Origin of the sequence: Streptomyces sp. NPDC020490 (genome assembly GCF_044335305.1) — a bacterium.
Classification (GTDB): domain Bacteria; phylum Actinomycetota; class Actinomycetes; order Streptomycetales; family Streptomycetaceae; genus Streptomyces.
In genome coordinates, this window is record NZ_JBIRUY010000022.1 from 91,499 (window position 1) to 108,966 (window position 17,468).

Genomic DNA, 17,468 nt, shown 5'->3' on the forward strand with positions numbered 1-17,468 from the left:
CTGCACAAACGCGTTTTTGTGCTGGCCGGGGAATCCGCTAGAGTTCAACACGTCGCCGGGACGCGAGAGCGTACCGAAACGACAGGCGGACGTAGCTCAGTTGGTAGAGCGCAACCTTGCCAAGGTTGAGGTCGCGAGTTCGAGCCTCGTCGTCCGCTCGAAGGAACGAGGGGATCTCCCGACCCCCTGCACTCCTGGTGGAGTGGCCGAGAGGCGAGGCAACGGCCTGCAAAGCCGTCTACACGGGTTCAAATCCCGTCTCCACCTCCAAGGACGATTAGCTCAGCGGGAGAGCGCTTCCCTGACACGGAAGAGGTCACTGGTTCAATCCCAGTATCGTCCACTGGATCTTCGGATCCCCCGCGCGATTAGCTCAGCGGGAGAGCGCTTCCCTGACACGGAAGAGGTCACTGGTTCAATCCCAGTATCGCGCACGCAGTGATCTTCGGATCATGAAGGACGATTAGCTCAGCGGGAGAGCGCTTCCCTGACACGGAAGAGGTCACTGGTTCAATCCCAGTATCGTCCACGCACCGAAGCCCCCGTCCCAGCGGCCGGGGGCTTCTTCGTGGTCGAGCTCAAGGGCGGCTCGAGTGTCAGCTCGAGAACAGCATGTGGCCGAAGCTCTTGTGACGGTGGTGGCCGCCGTAGTGCCCGTGCCCGCCGCCGTGCCCGCCACCGTGCGGGGCGCCCCAGGCAGGAGCGGCCGGGTACGCCTGCGGGGCGGCCGGGGGCGGCGGCGCCGGCTGGGACCACTGGGACTCCAGGCGGGTCAGGGCCTCCAGCTCGCCGTAGTCGAGAAAGATCCCGCGGCAGCCGCTGCACTGCTCGATCTGGACGCCGTTGCGGTTGTACGTGTGCATCGGCGCATGGCACTTCGGACACTGCATCGTCGGCTCAACTCCTCGCCCGTGGTTCGCGTATCGCCAGGACAGACTCCGTCCGGCTCCGGTCGGTTGCACCTTACGTCGGGTTTCCGTGAACGGGCTCCGGCGGGAGGTCACTGATCCGGGCACAGGCGTCGACCGTGCACACCTCCACCTCGTCCAGGGGGCGGTCCTCCGCCACGGCCTTGGCGACGGCGCGGGCCGCGGTCTGCACCGTCAGGGCACGGGCCGGCACGTCCAGGGCGTCCCACGGGTCGCCGTCGGCCGGCACGGCGGGACCGCCGGCCAGGCGGTAGGCGGCCAGGAAGCGCCCCCACTCCTCGCCGGACAGCAACCCGCAGGCGTACCAGGCCGCGGGCCGCGCCAGGTCCCACGCCGCGACGCCCCCGCCCAGATCGTCGACGTCGATCAGCAGCCACGCCCCCTCGTGCCGGACGAGCTGACCGAGATGGAGGTCGCCGTGGCAGAGGGCGCCCGTGTCCGGCATGGGGGCCTCGGCCCGCGCCCAGGCCGGAAGGCGCCCCCAGGCCCGCAGCACCGGCGCCACCGCGGGATGCGAGACGGCGGCCAGCCGCCCGACGGCCCGCGCGGCCTTGGCGGGACCGCGCATGACGGGCAGGCCCCGCGCGGACACCCGGTGCAGCCGGGCGAGGAGCGTGGCCACCGCCTCCCACGGGGCGGCGTCGGGGTCGTCCGGGTCCACGGGACGCCCGTACGGCCAGAAGGTCACCGGCCGCCCGTGCAGTTCCACGGGATCCGGCCCGAGCGGCGGCAGCAGCACTCCGGTGAGCCGGGCGGCCACGCCGAGACGAACCGCCAGACCGTCTCCGGCGTCCACCGCATGGGCCTTGGCGACGACGCCGCCGTGACGCACGACGGTCGCGTCTCCACGGTCGGCCAGCGTCACCGTGTCCCCGCGGCAGCAGGCCGGCGCACCCGCGTGGGCAGCCCGCACGGCGAGCGCGGCGAGCTCGGCAAGGTCGGTCACGGTTCTCCTGGGTGCGTGCGGATCTGCGCCGAGCGTACGCACGCGAGAGCCGCGCGTCTCCGGCCCCCCGCACGCCGCGGGCGCGGCGCATGCCGCCGTCGGCCCCGCACGGGCCGCGGCGGGCACTTTGGTCAACCGCCGCACAGAAAGAGCAATGCCGGCGCAGCTCCCCAGCTGCGCCGGCATTTGTGCCGTCCGCCGCACCCCCGTCCCCACGGGGTTTCATGGGTGGATGTCCCCGCCCGGACCGCTCTTCCGGGCCTGGGGTCGCCGCTCAGCGCCCCAGCATCACACCCACGGACGACGCTTGTGTGGCCACTGTCTCCCAGCCGTCGAAGACGAGGAGCAGCAGCGCCGCCAGGGGAAGGGCCATGAGCGTCGCCACCAGGGGGTGGCGGCGGCCCGTGCGGCGCGGACGCCCGAAGCGTCCCTGCGTGCGGAGCAGTGTCCGCGGTGCCGTGTGGGCCATGGTCCCTCTCCCGACCGTTCTCGGTTGTCGTGGCAGCGGCGGGTGTCTGACCTCGGGGGACGAGTGCTGCACCCGCCGCTTGACCTCAAATCTAGGCGTCCGGCCCGCACCGCACGTCATGCCCTCGTACCGATTGCCGGGCCTCCCCGAGGATGAGCCGTGACCTGCCGAGTACTCCCCTGGGTGGAGACGGGGACCTACGACTCGGGGTCTTCCCGGAGGGGGCGCCCGGTGTGCCCCGCCTTTTCCGAGCCGTCCTCCCGCGGCACCGGCTGCTCGACCAGGGCCAGCACCCGGTTCGCCATGAACCGCGCGGTTCGCACCACCGATCCGTTCCGGGTGACTTCGCTCACTTCGACCACGCCCCGGCGCACCGCCGTCTCCACCCGGCGACCGGCCCGGCTCGCGACCACCTCGTACGTCCGCGTCGTGTCCCCGGCATCCACGACGATCTCCACGCGATCACCCTTCATGGACCCAATCCCCCATCCTTCTCGGGCGGTTGGACGTACCGGCAGGGCGAACCCCCGCCGTCCGGCGCGTCCCTGAGCACTCTTCAAGTGTTCCACCCGCCACTGACAATCCGTCCCCGCCGGAGGGCGCGGCCTCTGCGCGCGGGCGGCCGTGGAAACGTAAGCTGTGGCACGTCATACGGACCGGGCAGCGGGGATGAACATGGCGATGATGCGCCTGAGGCGCGAGGACCCGCGCGTCGTCGGCTCGTTCAGGCTTCACAGACGGCTCGGCGCGGGCGGTATGGGCGTGGTGTACCTGGGGTCCGACAAGAAGGGCCAGCGGGTCGCGCTGAAGGTCATCCGGCCGGACCTGGCGGAGGACCAGGAGTTCCGCTCGCGCTTCGCCCGCGAGGTCTCGGCGGCCCGGCGCATCCGCGGCGGCTGCACGGCACGGCTCGTGGCCGCCGATCTGGAGGCGGACCGGCCGTGGTTCGCGACGCAGTACGTCCCCGGCCCGAGCCTGCACGACAAGGTCGCCGACGAGGGGCCGCTGGGCGCGGCGGAGGTCGCCTCGATCGGGGCGGCCCTGTCGGAGGGCCTGGTCGCCGTCCACGAGGCCGGCGTGGTCCACCGGGACCTGAAACCGTCCAACATCCTGCTGTCCCCGAAGGGGCCGCGGATCATCGACTTCGGCATCGCCTGGGCGACGGGCGCCTCCACCCTCACGCACGTCGGCACGGCCGTCGGCTCGCCCGGCTTCCTCGCGCCGGAGCAGGTGCGCGGCGCCGCGGTGACGCCCGCCACCGACGTGTTCGCGCTCGGTGCCACGCTGGCGTACGCGTCGACGTCCGACTCCCCCTTCGGGCACGGCAGTTCCGAGGTGATGCTGTACCGCGTGGTGCACGAGGAGCCGCAGCTGCACGGCGTCCCGGATGCGCTGGCCCCGCTCGTGCGCGCGTGCCTGGCGAAGGATCCGGAGGAGCGGCCCAGCACACTCCAGCTGTCGCTGCGGCTGAAGGAGATCGCCGCCCGCGAGGCGCACGTGCTCACCGACGTGCGCCCGCCCGCCCCGCGCAGCGGTGAGGCGGACCGGCCCACCGGACGGCTCGCCGACACCTACCCGGAGCCGCAGCGCACACTGCGGCAACCGCAGGGGACCCCTCCCCCGCGTGGCGCCGCTTCCGGTTCCAGGGGCGCCACGCCGGCCCGCGGCGGGGTGCCGTCGCGGGGCGGCAGCGCCTCGCGCGGCGGTCCCGCGACGTCCCCGCGGACCGGTGGCCGGCCGACGCCCGCCCAGCGCCGCGGCCCCGGCCCCGGCGGCGGAGGCCGGCCCGGCCCGCGCAGCGGCGCCGGCCGCCCGGCGCCCAGGAACACCGGAACGGGACGCCGCCCGGCGAACCCGCGGCTGCTGCGACAGCGGCTGGTCGTGTTCGTCGTCGTGACGCTGCTGGTGGCGCTCGGCATCGCCGCGGCGCAGGGCTGCCAGGGACCGTCGCGGGGGCTGGGCGGCGACGGCGTCGTACAGCAGCAACAGCAACAGCGGCACCCGGAACCGGGCCGCGACCCGTCGAGTTAGCCGGTCACCACCCCGGCGGGTTCCGCCGGGTCACGCCATGGGACGGCCCGTGGCCACCGCGTAGAAGGCGACCGCGGCCGCGGCGCCGACGTTGAGGGAGTCCACCCCGTGGGACATGGGGATGCGGACCCACTCGTCGGCGGCCACCAGCGCCTGGGTGGACAGGCCGTCGCCCTCGGCGCCGAGCATCAGGGCGACCCGGTCCATCGTGTGCGGGGCGGCCTCGTCGAGGGTCCTGGCCTTCTCGTCCGGGGTGAGGGCGAGGAGCGTGAAGCCGGCCTCGCGGACCGACTCCAGGCCCTTGGGCCAGGTGTCCAGGCGGGCGTACGGCACCGAGAAGACCGCGCCCATGGAGACCTTGACGCTGCGACGGTAGAGGGGGTCGGCGCAGTCCGGGGAGAGCAGGACGGCGTCCATGCCGAGGGCGGCGGCGGAGCGGAAGATCGCGCCGATGTTGGTGTGGTCGTTGACCGACTCCATGACGACGACCCGGCGCGCGGTCTGCAGCAGGTCGGCCGCCGTCGGCAGCGGCTTGCGCTGCATGGACGCGAGCGCCCCGCGATGGACGTGGTAACCGGTGACCTGCTCGGCGAGTTCGGGGCTGACGGCGTAGACGGGTGCGGGGAGTTCGTCGATGACATCGCGCATGACGTCGATCCACTTCGCCGACAGCAGCATCGAGCGCATCTCGTAGCCCGCTTCCTTGGCCCGTCTGATGACCTTCTCGCCCTCGGCGATGAACAGGCCCTCGGCGGGTTCGCGCTTGCGGCGCAACTCGACGTCGGTCAGGCCCGTGTAGTCGCGCAGGCGCGGGTCGGCGGGGTCCTCAACGGTGATGAGATCGGCCACAGGGGTGATACTGCCTTCTCCTGGGAGCGGTGCCAACGGCTGGGAACGGGTTGTGTTACCCGGGGTTACTCGGGATCAGGCTTCGGGGCCCACGTTCACGACCTCGCCCACGACGATGACCGCGGGCGGCCGCACGTCCTCGGCGCGTACGGTCTCGGCGACCGTGGCGAGGGTCGCGTCGACGCGGCGCTGCGCGGCGGTGGTGCCCTCCTGGACCAGTGCGACCGGGGTGTCGGGTGACTTGCCGTGCGCCACCAGCGTCTCGGCGATCTTCCCGATCTTGTCGACGCCCATGAGGATCACGAGGGTGCCGGTCAGCTTGGCCAGCGACGCCCAGTCGACCAGGGAGCGCTCGTCGTCGGGGGCGACATGGCCGCTGACCACCGTGAACTCGTGGGCGACGCCGCGGTGGGTGACGGGGATGCCGGCCGCGCCCGGCACCGAGATGGAACTGGAGATGCCGGGGACCACCGTGTAGGGGATGCCCGCCTCGACCAGCGCCTGGGCCTCCTCCATGCCGCGGCCGAAGACGAAGGGGTCGCCGCCCTTGAGCCGGACGACGGCCTTGCCCTGCTTGGCGTGCTCGATGATCGCGTTGTTGATGGCCTCCTGGGCCATGTAGCGGCCGTAGGGGATCTTCGCCGCGTCGATCACCTCGACGTGCGGCGGGAGTTCGGCGAGGAGGTCGCGCGGGCCGAGCCGGTCGGCGATGACGACGTCGGCCTCGGCGAGCAGCCGGCGGCCGCGGACCGTGATCAGGTCCGGGTGGCCGGGGCCGCCGCCGACGAGGGCGACGCCGGGGGTGCGGGTGCGGTGGTGCGGGGCGACGAGGGTGCCGTCGCGCAGGCCCTCGACGACCGCGTCGCGGATGGCGGCGGTGCGGCGGGGGTCGCGGTCGCGCGCGTCGGTGGTGAGGACGGCGACCGTGACGCCCTCACTGTGGCCGGTGGCCGGGGTCCACGCCGTGGCCAGGTCGGCGTCGTCGGAGCGCACGCACCACACGCGGTGCCGCTCGGCCTCGGCGGACGCGGCGGTGTTGGCGGCCGGGTCGCTGGTGGCGATCAGGGCGTACCAGGCGTCCGCGAGGTCGCCGTCGGCGTACGGCCGCCGCTCCCAGGTGATCTCGCCGGCGTCCGCCATCGCCTCGACGGACGGGGTCGCCCCGGGCGACACCAGAAGGACGTTCGCGCCCGCGGCGACGAGGGCCGGCAGGCGTCGCTGGGCGACCTGGCCGCCGCCGAGCACGACCACTTTGCGGCCGGTGAGGCGGAGGCCTACGGGGTAGGCGGGGTGTTCGGCCATGGAAGGTGCGGCTCCTCGTCCGGGCGGGGCGGTGGGCGCTACGGCTCTGGAGCTGCCCTGACGTGCGGATTCTAGTGGGGCACTGGGTGCGTCTCAGCGTACGGCCGGGGCGGGGTGGCGCGACGGTGTGCTTGCTCACCCCGCCCCGGTCCCCGGATCCGCCGCGGTCTACTTCTCGGTGACGCCCGCCGAGTCGAACGTGGCAACCTCGTGCATCGCCCGGGCCGTGCTCTGCACCAGCGGCAGGGCCAGCAGGGCGCCGGTGCCCTCGCCGAGGCGGAGGTCGAGGTCGACCAGGGGGCGCAGGCCCAGCTTGTTGAGCGCCGCGACGTGGCCCGGCTCGGCGCTGCGGTGGCCCGCGATGCAGGCCGCGAGGACCTCGGGGGCGATCGCGCGGGCCACCAGCGCGGCGGCGCCGGCGCTGACGCCGTCGAGGATCACCGGCGTACGCAGGGAGGCGCCGCCCAGGAGCAGGCCGACCATGGCGGCGTGCTCGAACCCGCCGATCGCGGCGAGGACGCCGATGGGGTCGGCCGGGTCCGGCTGGTGCAGTTCGAGGGCGCGGCGGACGACCTCGGTCTTGCGGGCGAGGGTCTCGTCGTTGATGCCGGTGCCGCGGCCCGTCACCTCGGCCGGGTCGGCGCCGGTGAAGACCGAGATGAGGGCCGCCGACGCGGTGGTGTTCGCGATGCCCATCTCGCCGGTCAGCAGCGCCTTGTTGCCGGCCGCCACCAGGTCGCGGGCCGTCTCGATGCCGACCTCGATGGCCCGCTTGGCCTCCTCGCGGGTCATCGCCGGGCCGGCGGTCATGTCGGAGGTGCCGGCACGGACCTTGCGCGGCAGCAGGCCCGGCGTGGCGGGCAGGTCGGCGGCGACGCCCACGTCGACGATGCAGACCTCGGCGCCCACCTGGCCTGCGAAGGCGTTGCAGACCGCGCCGCCGCCGAGGAAGTTGGCCACCATCTGGGCGGTGACCTCCTGCGGCCAGGGGGTGACGCCCTGGGCGTGCACGCCGTGGTCGCCGGCGAAGATGGCGACGGCCGCGGGCTCCGGGATCGGCGGCGGGCACTGCCGGGACAGGCCGGACAGCTGCGCGGAGATGATCTCCAGCATGCCGAGCGCGCCGGCCGGCTTGGTCATGCGCTTCTGCCGCTCCCACGCCTCGCCGAGCGCCTTGGCGTCCAGCGGGCGGATCTGGGCGACGGTCTCGGCGAGCAGGTCGTGCGGCTCCTCGCCGGGCAGGGCGCGGCGGCCGTACGTCTCCTCGTGCACCACCCAGGACAGCGGGCGGCGCTTGGACCAGCCGGCCTGCATCAGCTCGGGCTCGTCCGGGAACTCGTCGACGTACCCGACGCACAGGTAGGCGATGACCTCCAGGTGCTCGGGCAGGCCGAGGGCGCGGACCATCTCGCGCTCGTCGAAGAAGCTGACCCAGCCGACGCCGAGGCCCTCGGCGCGGGCGGCGAGCCAGAGGTTCTCGACGGCGAGCGCGGCGGAGTACGGCGCCATCTGCGGCTGGGTGTGCCGGCCGAGGGTGTGGCGGCCGCCGCGGGTGGGGTCGGCGGTGACGACGATGTTGACCGGGGTGTCGAGGATGGCCTCGATCTTCAGTTCCTTGAACTGCTTCGCCCGGCCCTTCGGCAGCGACTTGGCGTACGCCTCCCGCTGGCGCATGGCCAGTTCGTGCATGCTGCGGCGGGTCTCCGACGAGCGGATGACGACGAAGTCCCACGGCTGGGAGTGTCCGACGGACGGGGCGGTGTGCGCGGCCTCCAGGACGCGCAGCAGCACCTCGTGCGGGATCGGGTCGCTGCGGAAGCCGTTGCGGATGTCGCGGCGCTCGCGCATGACCTTCAGCACGGCCTCGCGCTCGGCGTCGTCGTAGGGGGGCGCGGCCGGGCCGGTGGACTGGCGGGCCGGCGTCGCGGCCGTGCCGTCCTCTTCCTGGCCGGCGGCCCGGGCCTCCGGGTCCTCCCCGTTCCGCACGGGTTCGGGACCGGACTCCGGCGGGGCGGGGACGGGCGCGACGGGCTCGGCGGCCTGTCCTTCCTCCGTGGGGAGGGCGACGGCCTGCGGCGGGGCCGGCGCGAGGTTCGGGGCGGTGGGCACCGAGCCCTCGACGGGGACGAACTGCCCGAGGGGCTGGTCCGGGAGGGGCTGGTCCGGGAGAGCCGACGGGAGGGCGGCGGCCTCGCCCTGACCGGGCTCGGCGACGACGGGCTCGGCGACGGGGACAGGGACGGCGGCCGGGTCGGCGGGCACGTCGGCAGGCACGTCGGCGGACTGGATCTGCGGGCCGGCCGGTGCGACGGCCGTCGGCTGCGGCGCCGGGGTGGCCGGGATGCCGACGGGCGGCGCGGGCTGCGGCCCGGCCGGGTTCGCCGCGTCCTCGGCAACGGTCTCGACGGTCTCGACGCTCTCGACGCTCTCGACGCTTTCGGCGAGGGGCTGCTGCGGGCTCGCGGCCGGGTCCGCCGGAGGCACCGAGGCCACGGCGTCGGCGGCCGGAGCCTCGTACGGGGGCTGCGGCGCCTCCGGCGCGAGGGCCGCGGCGGCCGGGTCCGCGCCCGGGACGGCCGGGGCCGGCTCCGCGGCGAGCGGTTCGGCGGCGGGCTGCGCAACGGCGGCCGCGACGACCGGCTGGGCGCCGGGGATCATCTGCTCGGCCTGCGCCGGGATCACCTGTTCCTGGATCGCCTGCTCCTGGACAGCCTGCTCCGGGACGGCCTGCTCCGGGACGGCCTGCTCCTGGATCGCCTGCTCGGCGACGGGGGCGTCCACGACGGGTACGGCGGTCGCGGGCTGTACCGGGTCGGGGTGGACGGCGGGGGCGTCCTCAGCCACGGGAGCCACGGGCTCGGCGGCCTGAACGGCCTCGGCGGCGACCGCCTCCGGAGCGCCCGCCTCCGCGGTGACGGCCTCCGGAGCGACCACCTCGGCAGCGACCACCTCGGGAGCGCCTCCCTCCGGAGCGACCACTTCCTGAACGACCGTCTCCGCAGCGGCCGTTTCTGGCATCGGTTCCGTCTCGGGCGCCGGCCCCGCCTCGGGGGCGGCGTCGGCGACGGGCGCGTGCCCGGGGTCGGCCGGTACGGCGACGGGCGCGCCCTCGAACGCCGCAGCGGCAGCCTCCGCGGCGACACCGCCGTCAGCGGGCACGGCGCCGTCCATGACGGGCGCGGGCGCGGGGGCGGGAGCGGCAGCGTCCGGGGCGCCCGCGTCGGGAGCCCCGGTCGGGAGGCCGCCCTCCGCGACGACGGGGGGCGCGCTCACCGGAGCCGGTGCGCCGTACGTGCCGTCCTGCGCCTGCACCTGGGCCTGCGCCTGCGCCTGGGCCTCGACCGCCGGCGCCGGTGTCGGCACCGGGAAATGCCCGCTCGCCGGGCCAACCGTTTCGGCGGTCACCGCTCCCACGGCCACCGGAACCTGCGCCGCGGTCTGCGGCGGAGCCCCCCAGGGCGTCGCACCCTGCGGGGCCGACTGGTGGGCGTCGAGGTACTCGGGGGCGGCCGGCACGGACGGGGCGGGCTGCCGCACCGGCGCGCCGGCGGGGCCGCGGTCGGCCAGGGAGCGGACCGGGCTGGTGGATGCGTCGGGGATGGGCGGGCCGAGGTGCAGCGGGCGGCGCGGCGCGACGGGCGCCGACGGCGCCGGGTCGGGCAGGCGCACTCCGCCGAGGTCGACCGAGCCGGTGTCCCGGCCGTCCGTCTCGTGCGGGCCGGGCTCGTGCACGGCCTCGATGACCGGTTCCGGCGCGGGCGGGGCGACCTCGTTGCCCCACGCGCCCTGGGCGCCCGGCAGCAGCAACAGGTCTTCGTCCTGGGCGGTGGTCTCGGAGAGGTAGGTGTACGAGCCGTGCACGGGTACGCCCGGCTGCTCCACCATGCCTGCGTTCTCCGGCAGTCCCTCGCCCGGGACCTGGCCGGTGTCGGTCATGCGTACCCCTCGCCCATCGGTTAGTGCTTCTACGACCAGCTCACCGGGGACGGCGCACCGACCGTCCCGCAGTGAAGAACGAGCGTGCGTGCCCAGCGGCACGAACAGCCTGTCCACAAAGACGACAAAGCCATTGATTGGCATTGTCGCGGCCGTTCCCCCGTCGCGACAGCGTGATCCGCGACAGCCCGCTGTGGACTGCGCCACGTTGCGCGTCCTCCGGTTCTGCCGTACCACACCCACCCCAAACGGGGCGCGTTTTCCGGACATTGACGAACGAAACGCCGGGCCGCACGGTGCGGTACAACGGTCGGCCAGCCTACCGCGCATGGTGCGACTACAGGATCACCGGGAGGGCGGAAAACAGGATCACTGGGACGGGAGCGGAGTCACGGGGCGCGATCGGGGAGCACGCCGCTGAGCAGGAACGCCACACTGCGCTCCGTCTCCGTCCAGGCCCGGGTGTCGAGTTCCAGGGACTGCAGGAGGGCGCACTCGACCTGGTATCCGTGCTCGGTCAGGTCGCGGCCGACGAGTTCGGCGGCGTCGCGGGTCGCCGCGTGCGTGACGATGCGCTGCGGGCGGCGGTCGGCGACCGCGGAGACCACGGCCGCTCCCCCGCCGCCGACGCGCACGACGTCCGGCTCGGGAAGCCTCTCCAGGACGTGCGGGGCAGTGCCGTGCACGATCTGCGGCTGGACGCCGAAGCGGCGGGCGGCGATCTCGGTGCGGCCGCACGCCTCCACGTCCCGGTCGACGGCGATGACGGCGGCGCCGGCCCGCGCGGCCTCGGCGGCGAAGGCGCCGCTGCCGCAGCCGATGTCCCACACCAGGTCGCCGACGCGCGGGCCGAGGCGGGCCAGCTGGGCCGCGCGCAGCAGGTCCGTCTCGCCCTCGCCGAGCGGGCCGTAGGTCTCGCCGGGCTGCGTCCAGCCGCGCGGGCCGGCGCCGGGGTCGCGTCCGGCGAGCCAGCCGCCCTCCGCGGGGGCGCCGGGCTGGACGGGGCCGCCGATGACGATGACGACGTTCGGGTCGCGCCAGGTGTGGTCGGCCGCCTTGTCGGAGGTGACGACGGAGACCTGTTCGCGGTCGGTGCCGAGTTCCTCGCAGATGACGAAGGTGCGGTGGACGCCGTCGAGGAGGAGTCCGAGTTCGGCGGGGCCGGCGCCCGGCGAGGTGAGGACGGCGACCTTGGTGTGAGCTCGGCACACATTCACCGCGCGTCGCAGGGTGCGGCGGTGTGCGACGACAACCTGTGCGTCGTCCCAGGGCATGCCGGCCCGGGCGAAAGCCGCGGCCACGGAGGAGACGGCGGGGACGACTTCGACCTCCAGGCCGAACTCGGGCGCGCGCAGGGTCCGTACGACGCCGAAGAAGCCGGGGTCGCCGTCGGCGAACACCACCGCCGTGCCGCGGTGGGCGGCGATGCGGCGGGCGGCGAGGCCGAGGCTGCCGAGACGGATGCGCTCGGCGGCGGGCGGCACCTCGGGGAGCGCCAGGTGGTGCGCGGCACCGGCCACCAGGGTGGCGGCGCCCAGGGCCGCGCGCGCCGCCGCGGTCAGCGGCGAGCCGTCCCAGCCGATCACCGTGACGCGGTCGGCCATCGTCGTCAGTCTCCAGGGGTTTCTCGTGATCGGGCAGCCCGGGGCGGGCTCCGTGAGGGTATCCGGTGGATCGCGCGGGGTGGCGACGGCATGGCCGCCCCCTGAGTTCAGTTCCAGTCGGGGTACGCGGTGAAACCGCCGGTGTCGGCCAGTTGTTCACCGGCGCCGTCGAGGTCCTCGGGCAGCAGGCTCCACACGATGTAGTCGGTGCGCACGTCGCTCCAGGTGCCGTCCGCCGCGCGGACGCGCGCTATGCAGGCGCCGCGCAGGACGCCCTCGCTGATGCAGCCGATCTTCTGGGCGACCTGCTGGGAGGCGGTGTTGTCGGCGGCCGTGCGCAGCTCGATGCGCTCGAACTTCTGGCCGCCGAGCAGCCATTGGGCGGTGGCGAGCGCGGCCTCCGAGGCGTAGCCCTCGCCGCGGGCCCAGGGAGCGATGATGTACGACAGTTCGGTCGAGCGCACGTGCCAGTTGGTCTTCGCCAGCCGGATCACGCCGACCAGCCGCTGGGTGAGGAACTCGGTGACGGCGAGGTCGAGTCCGCGGCCCGTCTCCCGTTCGGCCCGCGCCCGCGCGGTGACCCAGTCGCGGGCCATGTCCTCGGTGTAGGGCTGGGGAACGTCGGTCCAGGCTCCGACCTGCTCGTCGTTCATCATCTCGGCGAGTGCGGGCACGTCGTCCTCGTCGAGGGGACGCAGCACCAACCGCTCCGTGCTGATGGAGATGTTGGGGAAGGTGCCAGTCATGCGCCGCTCCGTAGACGTCGGAATGGATTCGAGAACCGTCAGGGCCTGTCGAACTGCCCAGCATGCAGCATGAAAGCACTGAACCGCACCGTGGGGTTCACTCCGGGCGATGGAGCGAACCCCGTCGGTGCGGGCGAGTTGTCCGCGCGCCGGCTCAGAAGGACGCGATGACCGAGCCGTCGTACTTGTCCTCGATGAACTTCTTGACCTCGGCGGAGGTGAGGAGCTTCGCGAGCTTCCGCACGCGCGGGTCGTTCTCGTTGCCCTTCTTGACGGCGAGGAAGTTGCCGTAGGGGTTGTCCTTCGCGGACTCCAGCACGAGGGCGTCCGCGGACGGCCTGAGGCCGGCCTCGATGGCGTAGTTGCCGTTGACCACCGCCGCGTCGACGTCGTCCAGGGAGCGCGGGGTCTGGGCCGCCTCCAGCTCCTTGAACTTGAGGTTCTTCGGGTTCTCGGTGATGTCGGAGGGGGTCGCCTCGTTGCCCACGCCGTCCTTGAGGGTGATGAGCCCGCCCGCGGCGAGCAGCTTCAGGGCCCGCGCCTCGTTGACCGTGTCGTTGGGGACGGCGACGGTCGCGCCGCTCTTGAGGGCGTCGGCGCTCTTGACCTTGTGGGAGTACAGGCCGAGCGGCTCCAGGTGCACGGTGACGACGGGCACGATGTGGGTGCCGTTCTTCTTGTTGAAGTCGTCGAGGTAGGGCTGGTTCTGGAAGTAGTTGGCGTCCACGTCGCCGTCCTCGGTCGCCGTGTTCGGCGTGACGTAGTCGGTGAACTCCTTGACCTCCAGGTCGAGGCCCGCCTTCTTCGCCAGGTGGTCCCTGACGTAGGTGAGGATCTCGGCGTGCGGGGTGGGGCTCGCGGCGACGACCAGCGGTCCGCTGCCGTCGGAGGAGCCGGAGTCCTTGTCCGAGCCGCAGGCGGTGATCCCGAAGGTGAGGGCTGCGGCGGCGAGGACGGCGGTGGTGATCTTGGCGGTGGTGCGCACGAAAAGTGCCTTTCCTTTTGGGTGGAGCTGTCCCGTCGGGGTGGACGGGGGTTCTCGGTGGCTCTTGGGGGTGGCCGGGGTGCCCGGGGTACTCAGGCGGTCTCGCCCGCCGCGGTCCGGGACTTCAGCAGCCGGAGTTTCGGCGCGGGGCCCGAGCGGCCGCCCCGGCGGTGCAGGGAACGGGCCGCGTAGTCGCCGGCGAACTGGATGAGCGAGATGACGACGGCGAGGATCGCGACGGTGATCCACATGAGCCCGGTCTCGAAGCGCTGGTAGCCGTAGCGGATGGCGATGTCGCCGAGGCCTCCGGCGCCGACCGTGCCGGCCATGGCGGAGTAGCCGATGAGGGCGACGACCGTGGTGGTGGTGGAGGAGATCAGGGACGGCAGGGACTCCGGTACGAGCACCTTGCGCACGACGGTCCAGGTGTTGCCGCCCATCGCCTGCACGGCCTCCACGAGCCCGCCGTCCACCTCGCGGACGGCCGTCTCGACGAGGCGGGCGAAGAAGGGGATGGCGCCGACGGCCAGTGGCACGATGGCGGCCTCGCGGCCGATGGTCGTGCCGGTGACGGTCCGGGTGAAGCCCATCAGCGCGACCATCAGGATGATGAACGGCATCGAGCGGGCGACGTTGACGACCTGGCCGATGACCTTGTTGGCGACGACGTTCTGCAGCAGTCCGCCGTTGTCCGTGAGGACGAGCAGGATGCCGAGCGGGAGTCCGCCGACGACGGCGACGATCGTGGACCAGCCGACCATGTAGAGGGTGTCCCAACACGCCTGCGACAGCAGCGGCTGCATCTCGGCCCAGGTCACTCGGCACCGTCCTTCACCAGCGTGGTCTGTTCGGCCGGCACGTCGATGTGCAGGCCCTGTTCGCGCAGGAAGCCGATCGGCACGACGTTGTCCTCGTAGCGGCCGGGCAGTTCGATGCGCATGCGGCCGATCTGCAGGCCGCCGACGGTGTCGACGGCGGCGCCGAGGATCGATATGTCGATGTTGTAGGTGCGCGCGAGCCGGGAGACGACCGGCTGGGTCGCGGCCTCGCCGGGGAAGGTGACGTCGAGGACCGTGCGGTCCGGCCCGGACGCCTCGCCGCCCACCGGGAAGAGCGCGGAGGCCAGCTGGGAGCCGGGCGTCGCGAGCAGTTCGCTGACCGTCCCGGACTCGACGATGCGTCCCCGCTCCATCAGCGCGGCCGAGTCGCAGACGCTCTTGACCACGTCCATCTCGTGCGTGATGAGCAGGACGGTCAGGCCCAGCTGCCGGTTGAGGTCGCGCAGCAGCTGGAGGATCGAGCGGGTGGTCTCCGGGTCGAGGGCGCTGGTGGCCTCGTCGGAGAGCAGCACCTCGGGGTCGCCGGCCAGGGCGCGGGCGATGCCGACGCGCTGCTTCTGGCCGCCGGAGAGCTGGGCGGGGTAGGACTTCGCCTTGTCGGCGAGGCCCACCAGGTCCAGCAGTTCCAGCGCCCTGCGGGAGCGTTCCCGGGCCGGCCTGCCGAGGATCTCCAGCGGCAGCTCGACGTTGTCCCGGACGGTCCGCGAGGACAGCAGGTTGAAGTGCTGGAAGACCATGCCGATCCGGCTGCGCGCCCGCCGCAGCTCCCGGCCGGCGCGCGGGCCGCGGCCGGCGAGGGCGGTGAGGTCCTGTCCGGCGACGGTCACCGTCCCGGCGGTGGGCCGCTCCAGCAGGTTGACGCAGCGGATGAGCGAGGACTTGCCGGCGCCGGACTGGCCGATGACGCCGTACACCTCGCCCTCGCGCACATGCAGGTCGACGCCGTCGAGGGCGGTGACCTCACGGCCGGGTGAGCCGTGGGACCGGTAGACCTTGGTCAGGCCCGATGTGGTGATCACTGGGGTTTTCCGTCACTGTCGAGTGCGCGGGCGTGGGTGTGCCCGGGCACGGGTGCATTCGTTCAGGGACGCGACACGGTTCTCGCGCTGGCGAGAGAACCGGGGAGAACGGCATGTGCGCGTCGAGGCTCGGTCCCGCGTCGGTCGTCCGACGCGGCCGGGGCGCTGCGGGGGCCTTCTAGCAGGCGCACATTCGACACATACGACGAGCACCGGGCGTCATGGTCGCCTCGGTCGCAGGAATGCGGCAGCTCGTCGTGGTCATGCGATCAGTAAAACACGCGTACGGTCCTGACACGGCACCGGTGTCCGCATGCTGGACACCGGTGGACACCCATCGGCCGTGGCCGGGGATCGCCACTCCCCCGCCGGTGACCTGCGAGAACGAGGCCGGCAGGTGCCGCACGGCCGGCCCATCGCCGACTCCGTGCGGCTGGCGGGCTGTGGTCGACGCCACGGTGGCCGGGGCGGCGGCGCGGCCCGGCCGGAGCCGGGCGGGGGCGGCCGCGGCAGGGGTCATCGGCCGTAATAAGGTCGCTGCATGCTTGATGCCCTGACGCTCGTGACCGGCGTCGCCGCGCTGTTGCTCGCCGCCTGGTGCGGCTGGGCCGCGTACCGGGACCAGCCGACGAAGGACTGGCACTTCATCGGCATGGCCGTGGTGTCGCTGCTGGCCGTGGCGCAACTGGTGATCGGCGTCGTGCAGCTGGCGCGGGGCGAGAAGCCGGAGCAGGGCACGACGATCTTCGTGGCGTACCTGATCGGCGCCTTCGCCTGCGTTCCGGCGGCGGGCTTCATGTCGCTGGCGGAGCGCACCCGGTGGGGATCGGTGACGGTGGCCGCGGGCGCCGTCGTCCTCGCCGTTCTCGAGGTGCGGCTGTACGACATCTGGGGAGGCTGAGATGACCACCGTGGACGACAAGCCGAAGCGGCTCATCAGCGGGCCCGGCATGCTGCTGGTCTGGTTCTACGGCGTGATGGTGGTCGGCGCGGTGTCGCGCTCGGCGTACCAGATCGCCACCGAGTTCGACCGGGCGCCGCTCGCCTACTCCCTGTCGGCGGTGGCCGGCGTGGTGTACGGGTTCATCACGTACTCCCTGGTGCGCGGCGGCGAGCGGGCCCGCCGGGCGGCGCAGGTGTGCTGCGCCGCCGAACTCGCGGGTGTACTGATCGTGGGCACCTGGACCCTGGTCGAGCCGTCGGCGTTCCCGGACGCGACGGTCTGGTCGGACTACGGCATGGGGTACGTCTTCATCCCGGTGCTGCTGCCGCTGTCCGCGCTGTACTGGCTGCGCCGCAGCCGGGCCGTCACGCCGTAGCGGCGTACGTCCCGGCCGGCTTCTCCAGGACGATCATCGGGACGCCGTCCGCGCCCTCGGACGTGCCCACGGTCTCGTAGCCGACCCGGCGGTACAGGCGCAGGTTGCCCTCGCTGCGGTGGCCGGTGAACAGGCGGAACCTCGTCGCGCCGCGCTCCTCGGCGAGCGCCGACTCCGCGGCCCGCAGCAGGCGCGCGCCGATGCCGTGGCCCTGGAGGCGGGGGTGGACGCAGAGCCTGCCGATGGAGGCGGAGCCGTCCTCCAGGACGCGTCCGCGTACCGAGCCGACCACCTCGTCGCCGAGCCGGGCCACGTACACGCAGTCCGCGGCCACCTCCTGGCGGACCGAGTCGAGGCTCTGGACGAGCGGGTCGATGCGGTAGTTGCCGTACAGGGCCGCCTCGCCCTGGAAGCACAGGTACTGGAGCTTGAAGATCTGCTCCGCGTCCTGCTCGGTCGCCACCGAGATGGTCACGCTCATGCCCATGTGCGCA

The 17,468-nt window shown here is 73.4% G+C and carries 16 protein-coding genes and 5 tRNA genes; 8 read left to right on the plus strand and 13 right to left on the minus strand.

What is annotated here, in order from left to right:
* The first annotated feature begins 85 nt into the window (after nucleotides 1-85).
* From ACH4ZX_RS22960 to ACH4ZX_RS22980, 5 genes are all read left to right on the plus strand, one after another.
* Nucleotides 86-158 (plus strand) — tRNA-Gly (locus tag ACH4ZX_RS22960).
* 38 nt (nucleotides 159-196) lie between these two features.
* Nucleotides 197-270, plus strand: a tRNA-Cys gene (locus ACH4ZX_RS22965).
* 1 nt (nucleotide 271) lies between these two features.
* Nucleotides 272-343: transfer RNA gene (locus ACH4ZX_RS22970), tRNA-Val, on the plus strand.
* Between the two features lie 19 nt (nucleotides 344-362).
* Nucleotides 363-434: transfer RNA gene (locus ACH4ZX_RS22975), tRNA-Val, on the plus strand.
* A 23-nt stretch (nucleotides 435-457) separates the two neighbouring features.
* Nucleotides 458-529: transfer RNA gene (locus ACH4ZX_RS22980), tRNA-Val, on the plus strand.
* Between the two features lie 67 nt (nucleotides 530-596).
* Here the strand turns inward: ACH4ZX_RS22980 and ACH4ZX_RS22985 are convergent.
* The 4 genes from ACH4ZX_RS22985 to ACH4ZX_RS23000 all read right to left on the minus strand — a co-directional run bounded on the left by ACH4ZX_RS22985 (nucleotide 597) and on the right by ACH4ZX_RS23000 (nucleotide 2,817).
* Entirely contained in the window at nucleotides 597-890 is a 294-nt protein-coding gene (locus tag ACH4ZX_RS22985; protein WP_360756394.1) for a zf-TFIIB domain-containing protein, read from the minus strand.
* 73 nt (nucleotides 891-963) lie between these two features.
* Nucleotides 964-1,875: a phosphotransferase gene (locus ACH4ZX_RS22990; RefSeq protein WP_398275694.1), complete on the minus strand. Its 912-nt coding sequence runs from the start codon at nucleotides 1,873-1,875 to the stop codon at nucleotides 964-966.
* 274 nt (nucleotides 1,876-2,149) lie between these two features.
* Nucleotides 2,150-2,344 (minus strand): hypothetical protein, encoded by a 195-nt coding sequence (locus tag ACH4ZX_RS22995; protein ID WP_360756397.1) that lies wholly within the window; start codon nucleotides 2,342-2,344, stop codon nucleotides 2,150-2,152.
* Nucleotides 2,345-2,541: 197 nt separating this feature from the next.
* Nucleotides 2,542-2,817 (minus strand): hypothetical protein, encoded by a 276-nt coding sequence (locus tag ACH4ZX_RS23000; RefSeq protein ID WP_360756399.1) that lies wholly within the window; start codon nucleotides 2,815-2,817, stop codon nucleotides 2,542-2,544.
* Nucleotides 2,818-3,013: 196 nt separating this feature from the next.
* Here ACH4ZX_RS23000 and ACH4ZX_RS23005 point away from each other — a divergent pair, with 196 nt between their 5' ends.
* Entirely contained in the window at nucleotides 3,014-4,375 is a 1,362-nt protein-coding gene (locus ACH4ZX_RS23005; RefSeq protein WP_398275819.1) for a protein kinase, read from the plus strand.
* Between the two features lie 30 nt (nucleotides 4,376-4,405).
* On the opposite strand, the gene ACH4ZX_RS23010 is transcribed toward ACH4ZX_RS23005, so the two are convergent.
* The 8 genes from ACH4ZX_RS23010 to ACH4ZX_RS23045 form a co-directional block, all read right to left on the minus strand.
* A complete protein-coding gene (locus ACH4ZX_RS23010) occupies nucleotides 4,406-5,224 on the minus strand; it encodes a TrmH family RNA methyltransferase (RefSeq protein ID WP_398275698.1) in 819 nt (272 codons plus the stop codon).
* Between the two features lie 75 nt (nucleotides 5,225-5,299).
* Entirely contained in the window at nucleotides 5,300-6,526 is a 1,227-nt protein-coding gene (gene cobA / locus ACH4ZX_RS23015; RefSeq protein ID WP_398275701.1) for a uroporphyrinogen-III C-methyltransferase, read from the minus strand.
* Nucleotides 6,527-6,694: 168 nt separating this feature from the next.
* Nucleotides 6,695-10,462: a nicotinate-nucleotide--dimethylbenzimidazole phosphoribosyltransferase gene (cobT, locus tag ACH4ZX_RS23020; RefSeq protein ID WP_398275704.1), complete on the minus strand. Its 3,768-nt coding sequence runs from the start codon at nucleotides 10,460-10,462 to the stop codon at nucleotides 6,695-6,697.
* Between the two features lie 389 nt (nucleotides 10,463-10,851).
* The gene (cbiE, locus tag ACH4ZX_RS23025) at nucleotides 10,852-12,066 is read right to left on the minus strand and encodes a precorrin-6y C5,15-methyltransferase (decarboxylating) subunit CbiE (protein WP_398275707.1); all 1,215 of its coding nucleotides are present in this window, start codon (nucleotides 12,064-12,066) and stop codon (nucleotides 10,852-10,854) included.
* Between the two features lie 107 nt (nucleotides 12,067-12,173).
* A complete protein-coding gene (locus ACH4ZX_RS23030) occupies nucleotides 12,174-12,812 on the minus strand; it encodes a GNAT family N-acetyltransferase (RefSeq protein ID WP_398275710.1) in 639 nt (212 codons plus the stop codon).
* A 154-nt stretch (nucleotides 12,813-12,966) separates the two neighbouring features.
* Nucleotides 12,967-13,797 (minus strand): MetQ/NlpA family ABC transporter substrate-binding protein, encoded by an 831-nt coding sequence (locus ACH4ZX_RS23035; RefSeq protein ID WP_398275713.1) that lies wholly within the window; start codon nucleotides 13,795-13,797, stop codon nucleotides 12,967-12,969.
* 92 nt (nucleotides 13,798-13,889) lie between these two features.
* Nucleotides 13,890-14,615: a methionine ABC transporter permease gene (locus ACH4ZX_RS23040; protein WP_398275716.1), complete on the minus strand. Its 726-nt coding sequence runs from the start codon at nucleotides 14,613-14,615 to the stop codon at nucleotides 13,890-13,892.
* Nucleotides 14,612-15,655: a methionine ABC transporter ATP-binding protein gene (locus tag ACH4ZX_RS23045; protein ID WP_398275719.1), complete on the minus strand. Its 1,044-nt coding sequence runs from the start codon at nucleotides 15,653-15,655 to the stop codon at nucleotides 14,612-14,614. Before ACH4ZX_RS23045 ends, ACH4ZX_RS23040 begins: the two co-directional genes overlap by 4 nt.
* Before the next feature lie 541 nt (nucleotides 15,656-16,196).
* Here ACH4ZX_RS23045 and ACH4ZX_RS23050 point away from each other — a divergent pair.
* Together ACH4ZX_RS23050 and ACH4ZX_RS23055 are read left to right on the plus strand one after the other, a co-directional pair.
* The gene (locus ACH4ZX_RS23050) at nucleotides 16,197-16,556 is read left to right on the plus strand and encodes a hypothetical protein (protein WP_324788676.1); all 360 of its coding nucleotides are present in this window, start codon (nucleotides 16,197-16,199) and stop codon (nucleotides 16,554-16,556) included.
* 1 nt (nucleotide 16,557) lies between these two features.
* Entirely contained in the window at nucleotides 16,558-16,974 is a 417-nt protein-coding gene (locus ACH4ZX_RS23055) for a hypothetical protein (RefSeq protein ID WP_398275722.1), read from the plus strand.
* On the opposite strand, the gene ACH4ZX_RS23060 is transcribed toward ACH4ZX_RS23055, so the two are convergent.
* The gene (locus ACH4ZX_RS23060) at nucleotides 16,964-17,461 is read right to left on the minus strand and encodes a GNAT family N-acetyltransferase (protein ID WP_398275725.1); all 498 of its coding nucleotides are present in this window, start codon (nucleotides 17,459-17,461) and stop codon (nucleotides 16,964-16,966) included. The two genes, ACH4ZX_RS23055 and ACH4ZX_RS23060, sit on opposite strands and share 11 nt — an antisense overlap.
* Between the last annotated feature and the right edge of the window lie 7 nt (nucleotides 17,462-17,468).

Excerpts from the sequence above, each read along its gene's own strand:
- ACH4ZX_RS22985 (WP_360756394.1), bottom strand. The coding sequence starts at position 890 with ATGCAGTGTCCGAAGTGCCATGCGCCGATGCACACGTACAACCGCAAC.
- ACH4ZX_RS22995 (WP_360756397.1), bottom strand. The coding sequence starts at position 2,344 with ATGGCCCACACGGCACCGCGGACACTGCTCCGCACGCAGGGACGCTTC.
- ACH4ZX_RS23000 (WP_360756399.1), bottom strand. The coding sequence starts at position 2,817 with ATGAAGGGTGATCGCGTGGAGATCGTCGTGGATGCCGGGGACACGACG.
- ACH4ZX_RS23005 (WP_398275819.1), top strand. The coding sequence starts at position 3,014 with ATGAACATGGCGATGATGCGCCTGAGGCGCGAGGACCCGCGCGTCGTC.
- cobA (WP_398275701.1), bottom strand. The coding sequence starts at position 6,526 with ATGGCCGAACACCCCGCCTACCCCGTAGGCCTCCGCCTCACCGGCCGC.
- cobT (WP_398275704.1), bottom strand. The coding sequence starts at position 10,462 with ATGACCGACACCGGCCAGGTCCCGGGCGAGGGACTGCCGGAGAACGCA.
- cbiE (WP_398275707.1), bottom strand. The coding sequence starts at position 12,066 with ATGGCCGACCGCGTCACGGTGATCGGCTGGGACGGCTCGCCGCTGACC.
- ACH4ZX_RS23030 (WP_398275710.1), bottom strand. The coding sequence starts at position 12,812 with ATGACTGGCACCTTCCCCAACATCTCCATCAGCACGGAGCGGTTGGTG.
- ACH4ZX_RS23050 (WP_324788676.1), top strand. The coding sequence starts at position 16,197 with ATGCTTGATGCCCTGACGCTCGTGACCGGCGTCGCCGCGCTGTTGCTC.
- ACH4ZX_RS23055 (WP_398275722.1), top strand. The coding sequence starts at position 16,558 with ATGACCACCGTGGACGACAAGCCGAAGCGGCTCATCAGCGGGCCCGGC.
- ACH4ZX_RS23060 (WP_398275725.1), bottom strand. The coding sequence starts at position 17,461 with ATGGGCATGAGCGTGACCATCTCGGTGGCGACCGAGCAGGACGCGGAG.